The 18,015-nt window shown below is 59.3% G+C and carries 15 protein-coding genes; 10 read left to right on the plus strand and 5 right to left on the minus strand.

The genetic code is table 11. The features are described from left to right. Positions 1-193 precede the first annotated feature (193 nt). Together ACYZTK_RS02370 and ACYZTK_RS02375 are read left to right on the plus strand one after the other, a co-directional pair. Entirely contained in the window at positions 194-1,666 is a 1,473-nt protein-coding gene (locus tag ACYZTK_RS02370) for a nucleobase:cation symporter-2 family protein (protein ID WP_462012956.1), read from the plus strand. 59 nt (positions 1,667-1,725) lie between these two features. Continuing rightward, positions 1,726-2,199 carry an LEA/WHy family protein gene (locus tag ACYZTK_RS02375; protein WP_462012957.1) on the plus strand — a complete coding sequence of 158 codons (474 nt, stop codon included), beginning with the start codon at positions 1,726-1,728 and terminating at the stop codon, positions 2,197-2,199. Positions 2,200-2,240: 41 nt separating this feature from the next. Here the strand turns inward: ACYZTK_RS02375 and ACYZTK_RS02380 are convergent, their stop codons facing one another. After that, on the minus strand, positions 2,241-2,492 hold the full coding sequence (locus ACYZTK_RS02380; RefSeq protein ID WP_462012958.1) for a hypothetical protein: 252 nt from the start codon (positions 2,490-2,492) through the stop codon (positions 2,241-2,243). Between the two features lie 164 nt (positions 2,493-2,656). On the opposite strand from ACYZTK_RS02380, the gene ACYZTK_RS02385 reads away from it, so the two are divergent. Then, a complete protein-coding gene (locus ACYZTK_RS02385) occupies positions 2,657-2,974 on the plus strand; it encodes an ElaB/YgaM/YqjD family protein (RefSeq protein ID WP_462012959.1) in 318 nt (105 codons plus the stop codon). A 187-nt stretch (positions 2,975-3,161) separates the two neighbouring features. Here ACYZTK_RS02385 and ACYZTK_RS02390 read toward each other — a convergent pair whose 3' ends face one another. Beyond that, complete coding sequence (locus tag ACYZTK_RS02390) at positions 3,162-4,193, minus strand: Ldh family oxidoreductase (RefSeq protein WP_462012960.1); 1,032 nt, start codon at positions 4,191-4,193, stop codon at positions 3,162-3,164. A gap of 238 nt (positions 4,194-4,431) precedes the next feature. On the opposite strand from ACYZTK_RS02390, the gene ACYZTK_RS02395 reads away from it, so the two are divergent. Continuing rightward, positions 4,432-9,228 carry a dermonecrotic toxin domain-containing protein gene (locus ACYZTK_RS02395; protein ID WP_462012961.1) on the plus strand — a complete coding sequence of 1,599 codons (4,797 nt, stop codon included), beginning with the start codon at positions 4,432-4,434 and terminating at the stop codon, positions 9,226-9,228. Positions 9,229-9,377: 149 nt separating this feature from the next. Continuing rightward, positions 9,378-10,382, plus strand: coding sequence for a FecR family protein (locus tag ACYZTK_RS02400; protein ID WP_462012962.1), 1,005 nt, complete (start codon positions 9,378-9,380; stop codon positions 10,380-10,382). On the opposite strand, the gene pvdQ is transcribed toward ACYZTK_RS02400, so the two are convergent. Next, positions 10,379-12,688 (minus strand): bifunctional acylase PvdQ, encoded by a 2,310-nt coding sequence (gene pvdQ, locus ACYZTK_RS02405; RefSeq protein WP_462012963.1) that lies wholly within the window; start codon positions 12,686-12,688, stop codon positions 10,379-10,381. The two genes, ACYZTK_RS02400 and pvdQ, sit on opposite strands and share 4 nt — an antisense overlap. 259 nt (positions 12,689-12,947) lie before the next feature. On the opposite strand from pvdQ, the gene ACYZTK_RS02410 reads away from it, so the two are divergent. Beyond that, entirely contained in the window at positions 12,948-13,319 is a 372-nt protein-coding gene (locus ACYZTK_RS02410; protein WP_462012964.1) for a fe2+ zn2+ uptake regulation protein, read from the plus strand. 20 nt (positions 13,320-13,339) lie between these two features. On the opposite strand, the gene ACYZTK_RS02415 is transcribed toward ACYZTK_RS02410, so the two are convergent. Then, positions 13,340-13,528 carry a hypothetical protein gene (locus tag ACYZTK_RS02415; protein WP_462012965.1) on the minus strand — a complete coding sequence of 63 codons (189 nt, stop codon included), beginning with the start codon at positions 13,526-13,528 and terminating at the stop codon, positions 13,340-13,342. A 335-nt stretch (positions 13,529-13,863) separates the two neighbouring features. Between ACYZTK_RS02415 and ACYZTK_RS02420 the strand changes: the two genes are divergently transcribed. The 4 genes from ACYZTK_RS02420 (at position 13,864) to ACYZTK_RS02435 (ending at position 16,550) form a co-directional block, all read left to right on the plus strand. After that, the gene (locus ACYZTK_RS02420) at positions 13,864-14,310 is read left to right on the plus strand and encodes a DUF411 domain-containing protein (RefSeq protein WP_462012966.1); all 447 of its coding nucleotides are present in this window, start codon (positions 13,864-13,866) and stop codon (positions 14,308-14,310) included. Next, positions 14,310-14,744, plus strand: a complete 435-nt coding sequence (locus ACYZTK_RS02425; RefSeq protein WP_462015002.1) for a YqaA family protein — start codon at positions 14,310-14,312, stop codon at positions 14,742-14,744. The genes ACYZTK_RS02420 and ACYZTK_RS02425 overlap by 1 nt, the downstream gene beginning before the upstream one ends. A 97-nt stretch (positions 14,745-14,841) precedes the next feature. Continuing rightward, on the plus strand, positions 14,842-15,867 hold the full coding sequence (locus ACYZTK_RS02430; protein WP_462012967.1) for an alpha/beta fold hydrolase: 1,026 nt from the start codon (positions 14,842-14,844) through the stop codon (positions 15,865-15,867). Between the two features lie 149 nt (positions 15,868-16,016). Beyond that, positions 16,017-16,550: a tetratricopeptide repeat protein gene (locus tag ACYZTK_RS02435; protein WP_462012968.1), complete on the plus strand. Its 534-nt coding sequence runs from the start codon at positions 16,017-16,019 to the stop codon at positions 16,548-16,550. Between the two features lie 159 nt (positions 16,551-16,709). On the opposite strand, the gene ACYZTK_RS02440 is transcribed toward ACYZTK_RS02435, so the two are convergent. Beyond that, positions 16,710-18,011 carry an ATP-binding protein gene (locus ACYZTK_RS02440; RefSeq protein ID WP_462012969.1) on the minus strand — a complete coding sequence of 434 codons (1,302 nt, stop codon included), beginning with the start codon at positions 18,009-18,011 and terminating at the stop codon, positions 16,710-16,712. Between the last annotated feature and the right edge of the window lie 4 nt (positions 18,012-18,015).

Genomic DNA, 18,015 nt, shown 5'->3' on the forward strand with positions numbered 1-18,015 from the left:
CTCCGAGGCAAGTACCGCAGGCCCCTGTAGGAGTGAGCCTGCTCGCGATGGCGGTCTGCCTGCCACAGGAATGCCGGATGTGCCGCCGCCATCGCGGGGGTTTTATGCAACCCTTGGTTACTGTTTCGCCCACTTTCTGGCATCCTGCGCCTCCATTTTCTGACCCGGCCCGCCTTTCGGCACGCACATCACCATGACCGCCTCTGAAAAAGCCCCCGCTGCGCGCAACAATGACCTGATCTACGGCCTCGACGATCGCCCGCATCTAACCGCCACCGTGTTCGCCGCCGTGCAGCACGTGCTGGCCAGTTTTGTCGGCATCATTACGCCCACCTTGATTATGGGCAGCGCCCTGGGCCTGCAAAGTGAAATTCCCTACCTGATCAGCATGGCGCTGTTCGTTTCCGGGCTGGGCACCTTCGTCCAGGCGCGGCGCTTCGGCCCGATCGGTTCCGGGTTGCTGTGCCTGCAAGGCACCAGTTTTTCCTTCATCAGCGTGATTCTCAGCGCCGGCTTCATGGTCAAGGCCCGGGGCGGCGGCACCGACGAAATACTCTCGACCATCTTTGGCGTGTGTTTTTTCGCGGCGTTCATTGAAGTGGTGCTGAGCCAGTTCATCGGCAAGCTGCGGATGCTGATCACCCCCGTGGTGACCGGTACCATCATCACGCTGATGGGCCTGTCGCTGATCAAGGTGGCAATGACCGATATTGCCGGTGGCTTTGGTGCCGTCGACCTCGGCGGCGCGCATCACCTGGCTCTCGCGGCACTGGTATTGGGGACCATCGTGGTGTTGAACCGGGTCGACGTACCGTTTCTGCGCCTGGGTGCGATCGTCATCGGCCTGACCCTCGGCTACCTCGTGGCGTGGCTGATGGGCGACGTCAGTTTTTCGAGCATGCCCGACGTGCCGCTGATGAGCGTGCCGGTGCCGTTCAAGTACGGCTTCAATTTCGACTGGGTCGCGTTCGTCCCGGTGGCGGTGATCTTCCTGGTGTCACCGCTGGAAGCCGCCGGTGACCTCACGGCCAACTCGATGATTTCCCGACAACCAGTCAAGGGGCCGATCTATATTCGCCGGATCAAGTCCGGCCTGCTGGCCGATGGCCTCAACTCGGCCATGGCTGCGGTATTCAACAGCATGCCAATGGTCACCTTCGCCCAGAACAATGGGGTGATTCAGCTCACAGGTGTGGCCAGCCGTTACGTCGCATTTTTCATTGCCGGCTTGCTGGTGCTGCTCGGCTTGTTCCCGATGATCGGTGCGGTGCTGCAATTGATGCCCAAGCCGGTGCTCGGCGGCGCCGAACTGGTGATGTTCGGCACTGTGGCAGTGGCCGGGATCAAGATCCTCGCCGAGGCCGGTCTGCATCGGCGCAACATGCTGATCGTGGCGATTTCCCTGGGCATGGGCCTGGGCGTCGCCGCCGTTCCTGAAGTGTTGCGCGAGCTGCCAATGGCGCTGCACAACATCTTTGAATCGCCAATCACCGTTGGCGCCTTGTGCGCTATCGTGTTGAATATCTTCCTTCCCGAAGAGTTCATTGAGCTGGAAGAAGACGATTTCGACCCGGAAGCGTCGATCCTTCAGGTCATGGAAAATCCTGATACGCCACCAAAGGGTGAACCGGCAACCGCCGCAGCGGTCGCACAGTTGAACCGCTGATACGGCCAGAGGGCTGAGCCGGGGGCGGTTCAGCCCTTTTACTTGAAGAGAGCTTGTCCATGCGCAGTATCCACGCCGTCATCCTGTCCCTGCTGCTGCTCTCCCTGAGCGCCTGCGCCCTCTTTCCCAGTCGTGACCCGCTGAACATCAATGTGGTGGGCATCGAACCCCTGCAGAGCCAGGACATGGAAGTGCGTTTCGCGGTGAAAATCCGCGTGCAGAACCCCAATGAAAATCCCATCGACTACAACGGCGTGGCCTTGGACCTCGAAGTCAACGGCCAGCCGCTCGCCTCTGGCGTGAGCGATCAGTCTGGTTCGATTGCGCGCTTTTCAGAAACCGTGCTGACGGTACCGGTCAGCGTTTCCGCCTTCTCGGTATTGCGCCAGACCCTCGGCTTGAGCCAGACGCAGACGCTGAACAACCTGCCCTACGTATTGCGCGGGAAACTCGCCGGTGGCTTGTTCGGCACGATGCGGTTCGTCGATAGTGGCAAGCTCAGCCTGCCGGGAACAGTCTCCGGCACCTGGTAAGTGTGGGCGTCGGTAGACCGCGCATCCGCAGCAGGCGGATATTACTTGGCAGCCATCAGCCGATTGACTTCGCTGCGCACCATGTTGGCGAATTCCGGGGGTGACATGCCGTCAAGCTCGGAACGCACCCATTCGGCCCATTTACCCTTGCGTTTGGCGCGCTCGCCAAACAACCGGGCGGCTTCGCCCTTGGCTTTGCCCAGGTTGCTTTGCCATAGATCGAACAGACGGGATTTTTCATCTTCAAGCGCGGCGCGCTCGGAAAGGGGTTTGTCGGCCAGATTGAAGCTCATGGGGTTTTTCCTGCTGTGTAAATTGGCGACATCTTACACCCTCGTAGGAAATATCCTGCGCGGGATTTTCGCCAAGGATCACATTTTCAGCTGAAATCACTGCAACTTTTCCGCGTCCTCTACACTCCATTGTTCACGTCTATCCATCAGCAAGGAGTACTTCAATGGCCCGGAAAACTGCCGCGCAAACTGCCCAAGATCAAATCAAGGATCAAGCGTTCAGCGAGCTTCAGGCGCTGATCGAAGAGTCGGACAAACTGCTGAAAAGCAGCGCTTCACTGGTCGGTGAAGAGGCGGAAACCCTGCGCGGGCAAGTCGCTCAGAAACTGCAGCAGGCCATGGAATCGGTGACCAACGTGCGTGAGCGGACCAAGCCTGCCGTGGAAGCCACCGAGAGCTACATTGGTGGCCATCCGTGGCAGACTGTGGCGATCTCCGCCGGTTTCGGCCTGGTGGTCGGTTTGCTGCTCGGTCGTCGTTAATCCATTTTTGGATTCTTTGTAGTTCTGTGGGAGCAAGGCTTGCCCGCGATGGCGGTGGTTCAGGCAGAAATGTTGTCGACTGACCAGACGCCATCGCGAGCAGGCTCACGCCTACAGGGACCGTAGGTGATCGCTGGACTTGTCAGCCATACCTGGCCGCCTGCGTCCGGCTGCTACAAACTCAACATCAGTCACCTGCCAGTTCTCGCAAGTTGGCGATTGTCTGCGCATCCAGCTCAACTCCCCTGGCCTGCGACATTGCCCGTTGCTGATGGCGCCGATCTCCCGGCAAACGCTTCAACCCTACCCCATGCATCTGCCGCACCAGTTCCTGACTGCGCTCGGCGAAATCTTGCCCCGCTGCCTTGCTCGGATCGATCACGATCAACAATTGCCCGGTCCATGGGGTCTTCGCTCCCGGATGGTTCGACCAGTCGAACTCGAACGAAAAATTGCCCCCGGTCAACGCCGCCGCCAACAACTCGACCATCATCGACAACGCAGAGCCCTTGTGCCCACCGAATGGCAGCAGCGCCCCGCCTTCAAGTATGGCTTTGGGGTCTTGAGTCGGCTGCCCGAGGCTGTCGACGCCCATACCAACCGGCAAGCGCTCGCCTTTGCGCGCCGCAATCTGCACATCGCCATGGGCAATGGCACTGGTCGCCAGGTCGAAGACAATCGGCTCGTCATCGGCCCGGGGGGCGGCGAAGGCAATCGGGTTGGTGCCAAACAACGGCCGATCGGCGCCGTGCGGCACCACGCAGGTCATGCTGTTGACCACGCTCAGCGCCACCAGTCCCTCATAGGCAAAGGGCTCGACATCTGGCCACAGCGCGGCAAAGTGGTGGGAATTGCGGATGGCCAGCACGGCTATCCCGGCGCTGCGGGCCTTCTCCACCAACAGGCTACGTGCGGCCGCCAGCGCAGGCTGAGCAAAACCGTTGCCGGCATCGACCCGGACGAAACCCGAAGCCACATCTTCGACCACTGGAATGGCCTGGCCATTGACCCAGCCACTCTGCAGGGTCGAGACGTAGCCTGGGATACGAAACACGCCGTGGCTGTGCGCGCCATCCCGTTCGGCGCCGGCGCAGTTGAGCGCGAGGGTCCGGGCGACGTCGGCAGAGGTGCCATGGCGCAGGAATATCCTTTCCAGCAATTGAGTCAGTTCAGCAAAAGTCAGATTGGGCGATACAGCAGAATCAAGTGGCGCAGACATCTGAAGCTCCAGATTAATTATTGGAGGGGGCAACAGCGCATGGGGACTAAAACAAACTGATTAAACAACGCGACCCGAGCGGGCTGTCAATCTTTCGATTGCAGGGTGCGTAACCGTCTCAATGTAACTGACCTCGGACTGGATATCGCGATAACTATTTACCACCGCAAGCGTAGTGGCATCACCTAGGTTGGCAGGCCATCCACTGCACGCCACCAGGGCGATTTTCGAGACTGCCATGACCTCTGCTTCCTCTCCACTGTTTTTCCCTCAAGTGCTCAATGAGCCTGGATCGCACACTGAACTTGGCAAGCAACACTCGCTGTCCAGCAAGGATTTTTCCTGGCTCGGTCACATTCATCTGGCAACCGATGCACGTCGCCAGGCGCTCACTCCACCCATGTCCGCCGAACGCTTGTTGCTCAAGGTCAAGGGCAAACCTGCGGTCGGCCTGGCCGGCTGCTTCATGTTGTCAGCCACACCTGATGACAGTGCCGCCATTCTTTACACGCCCTATGGCGGCATCGAGAAGTTCGACACTGTTGAATTACTTCAGGCGGAGCTGGTAATGAGGCTGTCAAAACAGGCTGAGCGAGATGTCCTGCTGCGTTTTCTCTCGAACGCCCAGCGCACGCAGCTTGACGGTGAACTGATTGCCGAGGTGACCCACGAGATAATGCAGGATGGGATATTCGAGGACCAGAAAACCGTCATAGAGGCTAATCAGCAACACAACGCCCTGCGATTGCTGGAACAGCTGGTTCAGCTGCCCTTACTTCCAGACCTGCTCAACGAAATTTTCGCTGACGTGCTGCGCGAATCGTTTGCGCAACTCCCGCAAAGCCAGACCCGAGTGAGCTTCGTTGACCACTCGCAGGTCAAGCCGGTCGTGGAAGAGGCCATGTCCCTGAGCGACGCCTTGCTGCTTTTTTACCGTCACCAGGGCTGGCCGGCGGGCCAGACCGTTAAGTTTTCCAATGCGCAGCGAAAGGCCGCCGATGCAGACCAGGAAATCTGGCACAACGCAGTGAGGACCGTTGCTGCAGGGTTGAGCCGGTTACTTGGGAAAAAACTGCAAGCGTACTGGAATCACCTGTTACCCAATGGACAGACGCGCCTCATCTTATTTTCCCAAGCGATGAGCGACAAAGCGCGGGCGGACATCCTGTTCAAGCGACAGGAATCGATCATTACTCCAGGGCAAGCCAGAGGACTGGAGGTGCTGTTCGAGCGCAGTGCAGCGTGGAGTGCATCGTTGCCGTTGATTCCTGAGGCAGTGCGTCTGTGGGAGTACCCGGCCAATTACGTCGAGCTGGCGGGATCATTCATGATTGCTAACCCCGACGCCTATCTGTTTACCCCGGTCAATGGCCTGCAACTGCTCGAGGACCATAAAGACCTGGTAGCAACCGTCCGCGCAAAATTCAGTAGCAGGGGCCATGAGGACGAGCTGTACGAGTTGCTGACCCAACAGGAACGCAACCTGTTTCTCGGATTTGACCAACCACAAGTATCGGGTGAACCCATTACCGGTCCAGTGTTCGACACGCTGCTGGACAGGATCGTCGCAAAACAGCTGCAAAATGTTGAATACGCCTTGGGCGTGTTCCGCAACAGCGATGGCCTGGTCAACATGGCGGCGCTGTTCGACAAGGCGCTGGACGTGCGCAGCCTGATCGACGCCCCATTGACTGCGCTGCCGACTCGGGGCCGCTGGAGTACCAGCCCGATCATCACCGGCCAATCGCACCCCTCCATTGTCCTGGCAGACAAGGCAGTGACGGCCGGCAATACTTTCGAAAGTGTCAGGCTGGCACTTGAAGTGGAATGGATGTCGCAGCTCGATGAAACCAGCGCGGAACAGAGGACCAGCCTCGAAAGCCTGAAACCCAAGCTGGCCCATGCGATGGCAGTGGGTATCCTGGGCGAAGCCCGGATGCGAGTGCTGAATCGCAGCTTGTCTGCCAGCGATGTTGCGATTGTCGACAGTGTGCTTGCTACCGACCAACCCACTCGCGCTGGGCGTAAGGCGCTCAATGGTTTCCGTCCGGACGCCTACTGGTTCAGCCTTGAAAAAGCTGGCAGCGCCAGTTCCTTGATGGTCGCCCACTGCTTCCTGCTAACCGAACGCGGCGGTCTGGACGAGCAGCATTCCGGGCGAGCGCTCCTATGGACGCCGGCCTTGGGGCTTGAGGCCTTCAAGTCCGTCGCAACGGCCAGGCGTGCATTGCAACGGCGACTGCTGGACCCGGTCAAGCGCCTTGGGCTGATTGAAAACGTCCTTGCAACGCAGCGCGGGATCCACACGCTTTACACGCTGGGACAATTCAGGCTGATCGAAGGCAGCGTGCCGCTGCATCGACAACAGTCGGCTATCGAGCATTTTCTCGCTTCGTGTGAGCAGGTCAGATACTTAAAACTACCGCAGGCCAAGACTGCGCACGCTCTGAATGACCTCAAACGCCAACCGCTGTCCACCAACCTGCAGCGCGCCAGGTCCATCAGTGAAGCCATCGCGACCCAGCAGTCGTTGCCCGCCTGGCTGGGCAATGCCTCACTGCTGGAGCAACAGAAACACATCGAAATCCTCCAGCAGCATGGACGCAGTGTCATCGACGGCAAGGACTATCTGCATGGCATCAAGACCCTCGCCGTCTACGTGCACGAACAGTTGATAGCCTTGCAGAAAACTCGATTCAACGGCCTCTACATTGACCCGGACGACATCAAAGTCACGCCTGCGCTGGCCATCGCGGGCCCAGCCCAGTCACTCACCGAGTTCGCGCTCAACCATATCAACCTTCTCCAGGGCACCAGCTTTACCCTGGCCTCCAGCAGCCGGCAAGCGCTGCCCGAGGGCATGACCCCAGGGGCTGTTCGCCAACTGCTTTTGCAGTTGAACATCAAGTCCGTGTATGGACAGTTGCTCTCGCAACAACTCTCAGGCGACAGCGACGACGCCCGGGCGCGCAAGTTGCGCTACTTCCGCCAGATGCCCTGGCAGCTGCTGCAGGAAGCGCATGCGCTCAAACTGCAGGAACAGCTGTCGGCCAGTGCATTCGATGCAATCCAGCAGCTGCTGGACATGCCCAATGCGACGGCCAGGGCAGCAGTGGAAGGCGCCAATGCAATCATCCGCCCTCTGGAGTTGATCTCCACCGCAGGCGCCACACCGGTCGCGACACTGGGCATGTACCTGATCAGCCCAGGCAAGGATGCAGTCGGCCCGCAGGTGTTGTACGCGCCCTACTTTGTCGGCTCGCCTTTCACCGAGTTCGCCAGCGAAACGAGCCTGGTGGCCGCGCTCAACCGGCCAGGGCCGTTGCAGGATCTGTTGCTGCGGCGTTTGCCCGAATCATCCCGTTCCACCTTCCGCAACCTGTTCACGGAATCGCTGGGCGGGACCACCGAGATCACCCTTGCTGACAATCCGATTCCTGGCAATGTGCTGGAGCGTTTGTTCCAGGACAATATCCTGCTGCTCAAGCAGATGCTCGGCTGCCAAAGTACGCCCACGGCGCAAACCGATTGGGAAAAAGCCAAGCAATTGTTCAGTTCCGGCATCCACCTGGTGGTGAGTTGCCTGCCCGGCAAGCTGTCCTGCTTGCTGTTTCTGTGGCAGGCCTACAAAGACTTCAAGGATTCGGCCGAAGCACTTCAGGATCATCACTGGAAGCGCGCGCTGAAGTCCTTCGTTTCCGGTGCGGCGCAGATGATCACCATCGGCAGGATGATGAACGCCAGCCCCGAGGCCATCTCTGAAGCTGCCACCGCAGTGGAGCCGAGCAATGTGCAGACCGTGGTCGCGCCGAAGTGGTCGACGATCAACACCACATCCGCCACCCGAACAGCAGCGCAAGCCTACGAAGCGCCGACCGTGGACCTGGAGAAGCTGCAGAAAAACGCTGCCAGCAATACCTACCGCGACACCACCACTACCCATCACTTCGCGCCAGTCGCCGGCAAGGTTTACCGCGTCGCCCAACACAGCGGCAGATGGTGCATGACGGACGGTATCGAGAAGGGACCGATTCTCGACCTTGCGCCCGGCCCGCAACTGGTAATGGCGGTCGACCCGCATTCGGTTCACTACGGCAAGGCAATCTCGCGATTTGCGAACAACCTCGTCGCCCAGATGCAGGCATCGGATGAGCTCAACATCGAAGCCCAGGGCATGGACGAAATTCGTCGGCATTATCCCGAGAAAGCACGAATCATCGTGCAAGCGTTGGACATTGCCAGGCTCTACGCCTTAAAAAGCCTGCATAACCTGGCACAGATGCGCAAGGCCGGTGACAGCTCGCGACTGGACACTTTTTTCAAATCTTTCTTTGATATTCACACCGTTGACGACGGGGTGCTGGATAAAATCCGCAACGTCATCGTGCCTATCTGCACTGCACTCGTCGATCCGGGACTGGACGACCTTGATACTCGCCGATTTGTGGTCGGTTCCACTTCATCGAGTTCTTCCAAGTTCATCGCATTTATCGTCAAGCGGGACCAACAGAAAAGAGTCTACTTCTCAGAGCACTTCTTCAAGCCGGAACTGGACTGGTACAAGTCCGGATTGACCGAGGCATTCGATGTCGACGGCCACGCTCAGGCAACCACGCTCATCCACGAATTTTCCCACCATTTCGCCAACACGATCGATATTACGTATCTGGAGGCCCGACGGCCGTTCTCGGACCTGATTACGACCGCAACCGCTTTTGGTGCAAAGATGAAAACTGACCAGGAGTTATTTGAAAAAGAGGCACTGTCCCTGGCTACCCCGCGCAGTCAGTTGTTTCGCGACTGGAACAGTTCGCTATCGAGCTGGGTGAGCCTGGACGCCATTCCGAATTCTTACGATGTGGCGAAAGAGGTTCTGCGTACCACTCGGACCAAGTCGTTGAGCGAAGCCCGTAATGCCTTCCTGGACCACAACTCTGCGGACGTGCGCATTGACACTATTTTACGTAATGCCGACTCAGTCACTCGGCTGATCAGTGAAATGGGCCGGCAACTGGACCCCGAACCTGTGGTCTGAGTGTCGCCTGATTGGCCACCGGGGGTGCTGGCAATGACACTTGAACAAAGTGTTTAATGAAAACCATTGCTCTTTGATGGGTAATTGCCATGACGGTGTTCTCGCCGACTTCCTCGCAAGGGTAGAATGCAGGAAATCAGGATGAGTCAATGACCGACACCCCCTACTCACAAGCCGAATACGACGCCATTACCGATGCCGCTGCGCATTGGTGCATGCGTTTGCATGCGAACGACTGCACCGCTCAGGAGCGCCTGGCGTTTGAGCAGTGGCGCGAGGCGCATTCGCTGCATGCGCTCGAGTACGAAGCGATGCTGGAGATCTGGGACGTTGCCGGTGATTTGCCCCGCGCCAATGCGGCGGGTGTGGCCAATGCGCCCTTCAGACCCGCAACGCCTTGGCGTTCGCTGGGTATTGCGGCGGCGGTCTGTGCGTTGGTGCTGCCGATGGCTGCCTTCGGCGGCTGGAGCCTGGGCTGGTTGCCCAACGCCTACGAGCACCTCGAAGCGAGCGACACGGTGCGTCACATCACCTTGAGTGATGGCAGCGAGGTCGAACTCAATCTGGGCAGCGAGCTGACCTTCGCCAATTACAAGGATCAGCGTCGGGTATCCTTGAGCAAGGGCGAAGCGTTTTTCAAGGTGAGCCATGACGCGGCTCACCCGTTCGTGGTCAAGGCGGCTGACGGCAGGATCCGGGTCACCGGCACTCAATTCAATGTTTGGATGTACGAAGATCAGGTTCGGGTCAACCTGATCGAAGGTTCGGTGCTGGTCAGCAGCAACGCCGCGCTCCCAGGGGATGGCTTGCGCCTCGGCCCCGCCATGCAGGCAAGCTATGGCCATGGCGACTACATTCCCCGAATCAGCCAGACCTACGACAATGACAACTCACTGGCCTGGCGCAGCGGCAAGCTGGTGCTCGATGACCTGACCCTGGCTAACGCCCTGCCCCTGATCAATCGCTACCTGAGCAAGCCACTGGCGGTTGCCGACCACACCACTGGCTCGATCCGCATCGGCGGCATCTACAACATCAAGGAACTCAACTCCCTGGTGGCCTCGTTGCCCAAAGTGCTGCCGGTGTACATCACGCGCAATAAGGACGGCAACCCGGTGCTTAATGCGATCCCCCAGCAAACTCCAAAAATCTAGCGTTCATCCCGTTCGCTGATCCTCTGCACCCGATACGCCGGATCCCCCACAATCTGCGCTTCGGTGAACGGCAACACACTCAACTTTTTCTGCGAAAACGCTACCGTCTGATCCCGTGAATGCTCCGACGCCGGATCACTGGACTGCGAGAATGCCAACACCCCCTGTGCCTGCGGTCCCTTCTCGTCAAAAGTCACCACCTGCAGATAACTCGTGCCGCTGACAACTTCGAGTTTTCCATCAGACCTCGGCACGCTCTGGATTGCGTTGTAGACACCCAACGTGCCCGGCCCACCATGGATCGGCGTTTGCTGGCCGCCGCTGCTGGCCACCTGAATCTCGCCCCAGCGACTGTCGTTGTTCAATCCCATTTTGCCAACTTGCTCCACCGAGGCCAGCATTGCCGCACGCACAGCCTCGGCGACCCCAGGCTCCTCCACTCGCAGCCCACGCGGCGTGTGTTGCGGGTCCTGCGGATCAAATGGCACTCGCCACACATCAGGTGATTCCTGGAACGTCTGCATCACATTCTGGAAATGTACGAAGCCAACGCCGCTGTCCAGGCTCGCCTTCTGGTCCCAGGACTTGAGGCTGCTGCAGACTGGCTTGAGCGTCGCAGCCATGCTTGAAGCACAGAATTGCAACAGGTCCGGCATCACCTGCGCGGCCAGATAAACCTCATCATCCAGGACCATCCGCTGCAAGTCGCCAGCACTGACCTTCCCGGACTCCTGCAACACGTTCAGGCGCTCCAGAGCGAACCGCGAGCGCAACCCCAGCGGCTGGTCCTGCTGGCTGATCAGCGGTGAAAACCCGGTCAGCGGCTGTACCGGATTGACCAACCACGCCGAATCATTGGAGTGCTGCACAAAGTCCTTGCGCAGCAGTTGCGGTAGCTTGTCGGCAGCGTAGATGCCCGGCTGCGCGGCCTGCGGGTTGATATCCCAGGCACACTCGCTCCTGGAGCCGTCGAGCACGATCATCTCCAGTCCGGCACGGGGGTCGCTGCACCGAGCCAGCTTTTGCGCATTCACGTTGGGAACGACTGACAGGTTCATGTACAGCGTCTGGCCCTGGTCATCTGCGGCCACCGTGTTGACCCACGGGATGCCCTGGATCTTGTGCACCGACGCTTGCAACTCGCCGAGGCTGCCCGCCTGATTCATCGAGTACCACTGCTGCAGCACCCGGTCGTTTTCCAGGTTGGCGTCACGCAGGCTGTAGGCGGATTGCTGATCCCAATCGAGCTTGCCAGGCCATTGCACGATCGGCCCGAACTGCGAGCTGTAGACCTCTCGGGATACCGGTTGGACATGGCCGTCGGCGCTTTTCAGGTTCACTGTCACGGTTTTTTTGCTCATCGGCAGCGATTTTCCGTCCAGCACATATCGCGTCGGATCCTGGGGATCGAGTTGCAGGCGGTACAAGGTGAAATGTTTGGACGAATCCACGGTATGGGTCCAGGCCAGGTGCTGGTTGAAACCGATGTTAATCATCGGCAGGCCGGGCAAGGCGGCGCCCATCACATCCAGCTTGCCGGGAATGGTCAGGTGCATCTGGTAAAAACGCATCCCGCCGACCCAAGGGAAATGCGGGTTAGCCAGCAACATGCCGCGCCCATTGAAAGAGCGCTCACTGCCTACCGCCACAGCGTTGCTGCCGCGATCCAGGGCAAAGCGCTGCTGGCGTGTATCGGCCAGCTCGAAATCAGCAGGACCGCTGGTCTTGGCCGCGACTGCCTGGGGTGGCGTGGCGCCGGCCAGCGCTTCGGCAAACTGGCCAATCCCGCCCTCGACCAGCAGGCGGCGAGTCACCTTGACCAGATCCTGCGCAGTGATATCCCGAACCCATTCCCCCTGGCACTGCTGCGGCAGTCCGTTGGCCCGAATTTCCTTGAGTGAACGGTTGAAACCCGCTGCGTAACCCTCGACCAGATCACGCACCGGCGCTGGTTGCGCCTGCCAGAACGCAGCGACTGCCTCGGGGGTGTTGAGCCAGGTGAAAAACACATCGCTGACCTGATTTTGCCGCTCTTCGACGGTCAGTTGTTCCGGGCCGAAGTAACGCGAACGCTGGCCATTTACCGTGGTGATCTCATTGGCCAGCAGGCACAGATTATCTTGCGCGTAGGCATAGCCAATGCCGTAGCCCAGCCCACGCTCGTTTTCGGCGCGGATATGCGGGATGCCGAAGGTGGTGCGCCGGATATCCGCTGTCGCCTGGGTCGGCTGCGCGTTTGCCGCAGAACTCGCGACGGCCATCACGCCAGCAAGGCTCAACCGGGTTAACTGCCTGGAAATAATCACGCTCGCTCCTGATCGAAATATCAGTCATGGACCGTACGCGCCCATCAGGTTATGCGTACTCGACTGTGTTCCCCAAGAACGAAACAAACGACTAAAAATTTAGCCCGCAGAACCCCGGAACCAAGGCTTCTCACGCCGTGCCGACATCGCATCGACAAAATTTCTACATTCCAGCCTTCATGATTTGCCCACTTCATTCGTCTTATTGAATGAGAGCACCAATAATTTCCCGGATCAGGCTCGGAACAGGAGTTTTTGCATGTACAACTCGCAACTGCCAACGGACGGTAGCACTGCGCCAATGGGTTCTTCCATGGGCACCGGCGTTTTCGATCAACGTACCGATCGCCATGGCAACGAACGCATCAGGTTGCTGCTGAAAAGCTTCGGCCTGCGCACCAGCTTGATACGCCTGAAAGTCATCGACGCCCTGCTGAACGCCGCCGAGCACGAGCGCAGCCTGGGTGTGCGCGGGGTTCACAGCCAGCTGCTGGACCTGGATATTCCCCTGTCCTTTCTCAGTGTGCGCGAAGTGTTGAAGCGTTTGTGCAGCGAAGGGGTGATCACCTTGAACACGGACAAGAGCTATAGCCTCAATCCCCAGGCATTCGCCGCGTTGCACGGCGAATAATCAGGCCTCGTATGCGTCGCTCAAGGCTTGACCTTGCGGCGCATCACGCCGTTGATCACTACCACCAGTACTGCCACGCCGATGGCGACGTACTGGAACATTTTCTCGGTGATGACGCCGGTGTTCTGCAGGTAGGACAAGCCGAACATGATCGCCAGGACGACCAGCGAGATCAGAATCGAGTATTTCAAACGTTGCGACTGGGTCATGGGTAATTCCTGAACTTGGAGATTTGTTCGTTTGGTATCCGCGTGCGTGCCTGTGGCACTGCACGCAGGCCAGCATGTTACAGCACTCCCGACTTTCTTCGAGCATTACACCCAGTCGGGCAGGATTACCGGGTTATCGTTCTTCGCCAGCAAGCCGGCTCCCACAGGGAGCGTGCCTGACATATTTGTCATCTGCGCCTCATCCTCCCGTCAGCGTTGATCTAACATGATTTTGCCGCTGCGTTTGTAGTACTTCGAAACACTCCTTGAATGCCTGGCCGCCGAAATTGGTCAGAATGTATTTTTTTCGGCTGCAATTCGACACGAGACTTTCCATGCGAACCCATCTGCGACTGGCTGCCCTGGGCGCCCTGTTCATTTCATCCCTGGCCCAGGCCGCCGAACTTATCCCGATCGAGGTCCATCGCGACGCCAACTGCGGTTGCTGCAAAAAATGGATCAGCCACCTGGAAGCCAACGGCTTCAAGGTCGAGGACCACGTCGAAGCCGACATGAGCGCATTCAAGCAGAAACACGGTGTGCCCCCGCGTCTGGCGTCGTGTCATACCGGCCTGATCAATGGCAAGTTTGTCGAAGGTCACGTGCCGGCTGATCAGGTCCTGGCCTTGAGCAAGCGCGATGACCTGCTGGGTGTGGCCGCTCCCGGAATGCCCATGGGTTCGCCCGGGATGGAAATGGACGGTATGAGCGACGCCTACCAGGTGATCGGTCTGAAGAAAGATGGCGCTGACGTGGTGGTGGCGGACTACCCGGCCAAGTGATCTTTGGTGCTTACCTTGGGCTGTTCCTGGCGGCGTTCGGTGCTGCCACTTTGCTGCCCCTGCAATCGGAAGCCCTGCTGGTCGCACTGCTGCTTAGCGACAAATACTGGCTCTGGGCGTTGATGGCCGTAGCGACCCTGGGCAATGTCCTGGGGTCTCTGGTGAACTGGTGGCTGGGACGCGGCATTGAGCGCTTTCGCGATCGGCGCTGGTTTCCGGTCAGCCCGCGACACCTGGAGAAAGCCCGGGTGCACTATCAGCGCTACGGCCATTGGTCGCTATTGCTCAGCTGGCTGCCGATCATCGGCGATCCGCTGACCCTGGTGGCCGGAGTGATGCGCGAGCCGTTGGGGCGTTTTCTGCTGATCGTCACCCTCGCCAAGGGCGCTCGTTACGGGGTGCTGGCCCTGGCGACCCTGGGCTGGGCCAGTTGAACCATCATCGCTGGGCATTGCCTGTTTAATGTTGACCTAATGAAGCCGTTGCAGCATCGGTCGATGTCCAAAGGCCGATTTCCCAAGGAGTTTATTCATGCCCCTCGCCCTTCCCCGCTGGCTTCCCGGCCTGTTGCTGAGTGCTGCATTGCCTACTCTGGCCTACGCCGACGGACCGGAATACGGCCCGCAACTGCAGGGTTTCGAGTACCCCTACACGGTCAAGCATTTCGCCTTTGAATCCCAGGGCGAGTCCCTGCAGATGGGCTACATGGACGTCGCCGCCGAGGGCAAGGCCAACGGGCGCAGCGTGGTGCTGATGCATGGCAAGAACTTCTGCGGCGCTACGTGGGACACTTCGATCAAAGCCCTGAGCAAGGCCGGTTATCGGGTGATTGCCCCGGACCAGATCGGCTTCTGCACTTCCAGCAAACCAGCACATTATCAGTACAGCTTCCAGCAGCTGGCCACCAACACCCAGCAACTGCTCAAGGCCTTGGGCATCCAGAAGGCCACGCTGCTGGGCCATTCCACCGGTGGCATGCTCGCCACCCGTTATGCGCTGCAGTATCCGGAGCAGGTCGAGCAGCTGGCGCTGGTCAATCCCATTGGCCTGGAGGACTGGAAAGCCCTCGGCGTGCCCTATCGTACCGTGGACCAATGGTATGAACGTGAGCTCAAAGTCACCGCCCAGGGCATCCGCGATTACGAACGCAGCACCTACTATGATGGTCGCTGGAAACCCGAGTACGACCGTTGGGTAGACATGTACGCCGGCCTGGCCAAAGGCCCGGGAAAAATCCAGGTGGCGTGGAACTCGGCGCTGATCTACGACATGATCTTCACCCAGCCGGTGTACTACGAATTCAAGGACCTGAAGGTGCCGACCCTGTTGCTGATCGGCACTGCCGACACCACGGCCATCGGCAAGGACATTGCGCCGCCCGAGGTCAAGGCGAAAATCGGTGATTACCAAGTGCTTGGCAAGCAAGTGGCTAAACTGATCCCGCAGTCGACCCTGGTGGAGTTCCCCGGCATGGGCCATGCACCGCAGATGGAAGAGCCGGAAAAATTTCACCTGGCCCTGCTCGACTGGTTGAGCAAGACCAACCCCGTTCCTTGATGAGGTGATGGCAGCTTCTACAGAGAGCATGCGTCGGCTGATCAAGCAGGACACCTCGATTTGAGCTTTCCTTGAATGGACTGCTGCAAAGAAATGAACAATTGCCCGCACGGCGATGTTCTATAGGTATCACCCCTGAGGATTGGCCCATGAATACTCGTCTTGCCTGGTGCTCACCGCTGTTGCTGGCCGTCGCGTTTTCCAGCTCCTTTGCCTTCGCCAGCGGCGACGAAGACGAAGAGCCGGCCAAACCTAATTGTCCCAAGGGCCAGGTGTGGGACAGCAAACAGCAAAAATGCCTGATGCAGGACAGCAGCCTGCTGCCCGACGCCGACCGCACCACTTATGCCTATCGCCTGGCCAAGGACGGTCGCTACGAAGAAGCCCTGGCGTTGCTCGACACCCTGAAACAACCCAATACGGCCAAGGCGCTGAACTATCGCGGTTATGCCACCCGCAAGCTTGGTCGCACCGACGAAGGCATTGGCTACTACCTGCAGTCGGTGAAGCTCGATCCGCAGTACGCACAAGTGCGCGAATACCTGGGCGAAGCCTATGTGATCAAGGGTCGCCTGGACCTGGCCCAGGAGCAGCTGCAGCAGATCAAGTCGATCTGCGGCGACACCCGCTGCGAGGAATATCAGGACCTGGCCGAAGCGATCAACGACTCGTCGAAAACCTGACAGCACTGCAGATCGTCTGAAGCGAGGGCAGGCTCGAGTTTCGTCAGGTCTTGCGCCCTGGCGGGCTCGCCTGCTGTCTCGATAATCACCGTGTAGCGTACTTCGTCCCCCACCTTGAAACAGCCATCGTCATGTGAACGGCCCGCCCGTTGGTCATTCTCAAGCTGACGTCGGCAACCACAGTCTGAACCTGGCGCCGCCCAGCGGCGAAGCTTCCACCGTCAACGTCCCGCCCTGTGCTTCCAAGGCCCGGCGGCTGATGGCCAGGCCCAGCCCGAAACCTCCGGTGGCGCGATCGCGACTGCGATCGAGGCGGTAGAAGGGTTCAAAGATGCGCTGGCACTCGTCATCCGGAATGCCGATACCATCGTCATCGACCCAGATTTCACAGCCAGCGGCAAACACCTGCACACTGACCTGAATTCGCTTTTCGCAATAGCGCATGGCGTTGCGCAGCAGGTTCTGCAGGGCGCGGGCGGTGAGTCGCGGGTCGAGGCTGAAGCGTTCGAGCTGGCCGTGGAGTAGCACGTCGATGACGATGTCCGGTGACTCCAGCTCCTCATCCACACTGCCCAGCACGCTGTCGATGAATTCATCCAGCGAGACTTCGACCTGTTCCGGCAGACGCGCCGGGTTTTGCAGGCGGCTGTACGACAGTAATTCCAGCACCAGCTCATCCAGCTCGCGAATGTGCGCGACCAGGCCTTGCAGGCGTAAACGGCTGGCGGCCGGCAGGTCGTCGGAGAGCGCCAGTGCCAGGCCGAAATCCAGGCGCGTCAACGGCGTGCGCAACTCATGGGAAACCGCATTGAGCAGGTCGCGCTGCTGATTGAGCAGGCTCTCGATGTCCCCGGCCATGGTGTCGAATACGTTGGCCAGGCTGCCGATATTGGAGCGCGGCGAGATCCTCGTGCGCTCGCCCAACTGCCCCTTGCCGAAACGTTCGGCAGTGCCTTTGAGGCGTTCCAGGTCTCGCCAGTGCGCACGCAGCCAGAGCAACAGGCAGCCGAGCATGGTCGCACCGATCAGCACGTTGATGCTCCAGTACAGCAGGTTGACGTCCAGCGGGTCCGGCGGCACCACCATCTGCACCGCCGTTTGTTGATTCAGCGGTGCCACCGCCAGGGTGCGCCAGCCCCAGTCGCCGATGCGCACCACGTTCTCGCCACGTTGCAGGCGATCGCGCTCGGCCTGGCTGAAATCAGCGTCGTCGATGGCCGACAGCACGATGTGCAGGGGGTCGAATTCCCTGTCCAGTTGCGCTGCCAGGCTCGGCCACTGCGCCTGTGGCACCCCGTGAAACTGTTTGACGATGAGGCTTTGCAGCCCCCGGGAATAATCGAGGTTGTAGCTGACGAAGCGCTCGTGAAACAGCTTGATCACCAGGTCCGGCACCAGGTAGATGGCCGCGCTGTAGGAAACGATCGTTACCAGATACAGACGAAACAGGAGTCTGAACATCGAC

Source organism: Pseudomonas sp. LB3P31 (assembly GCF_054897945.1).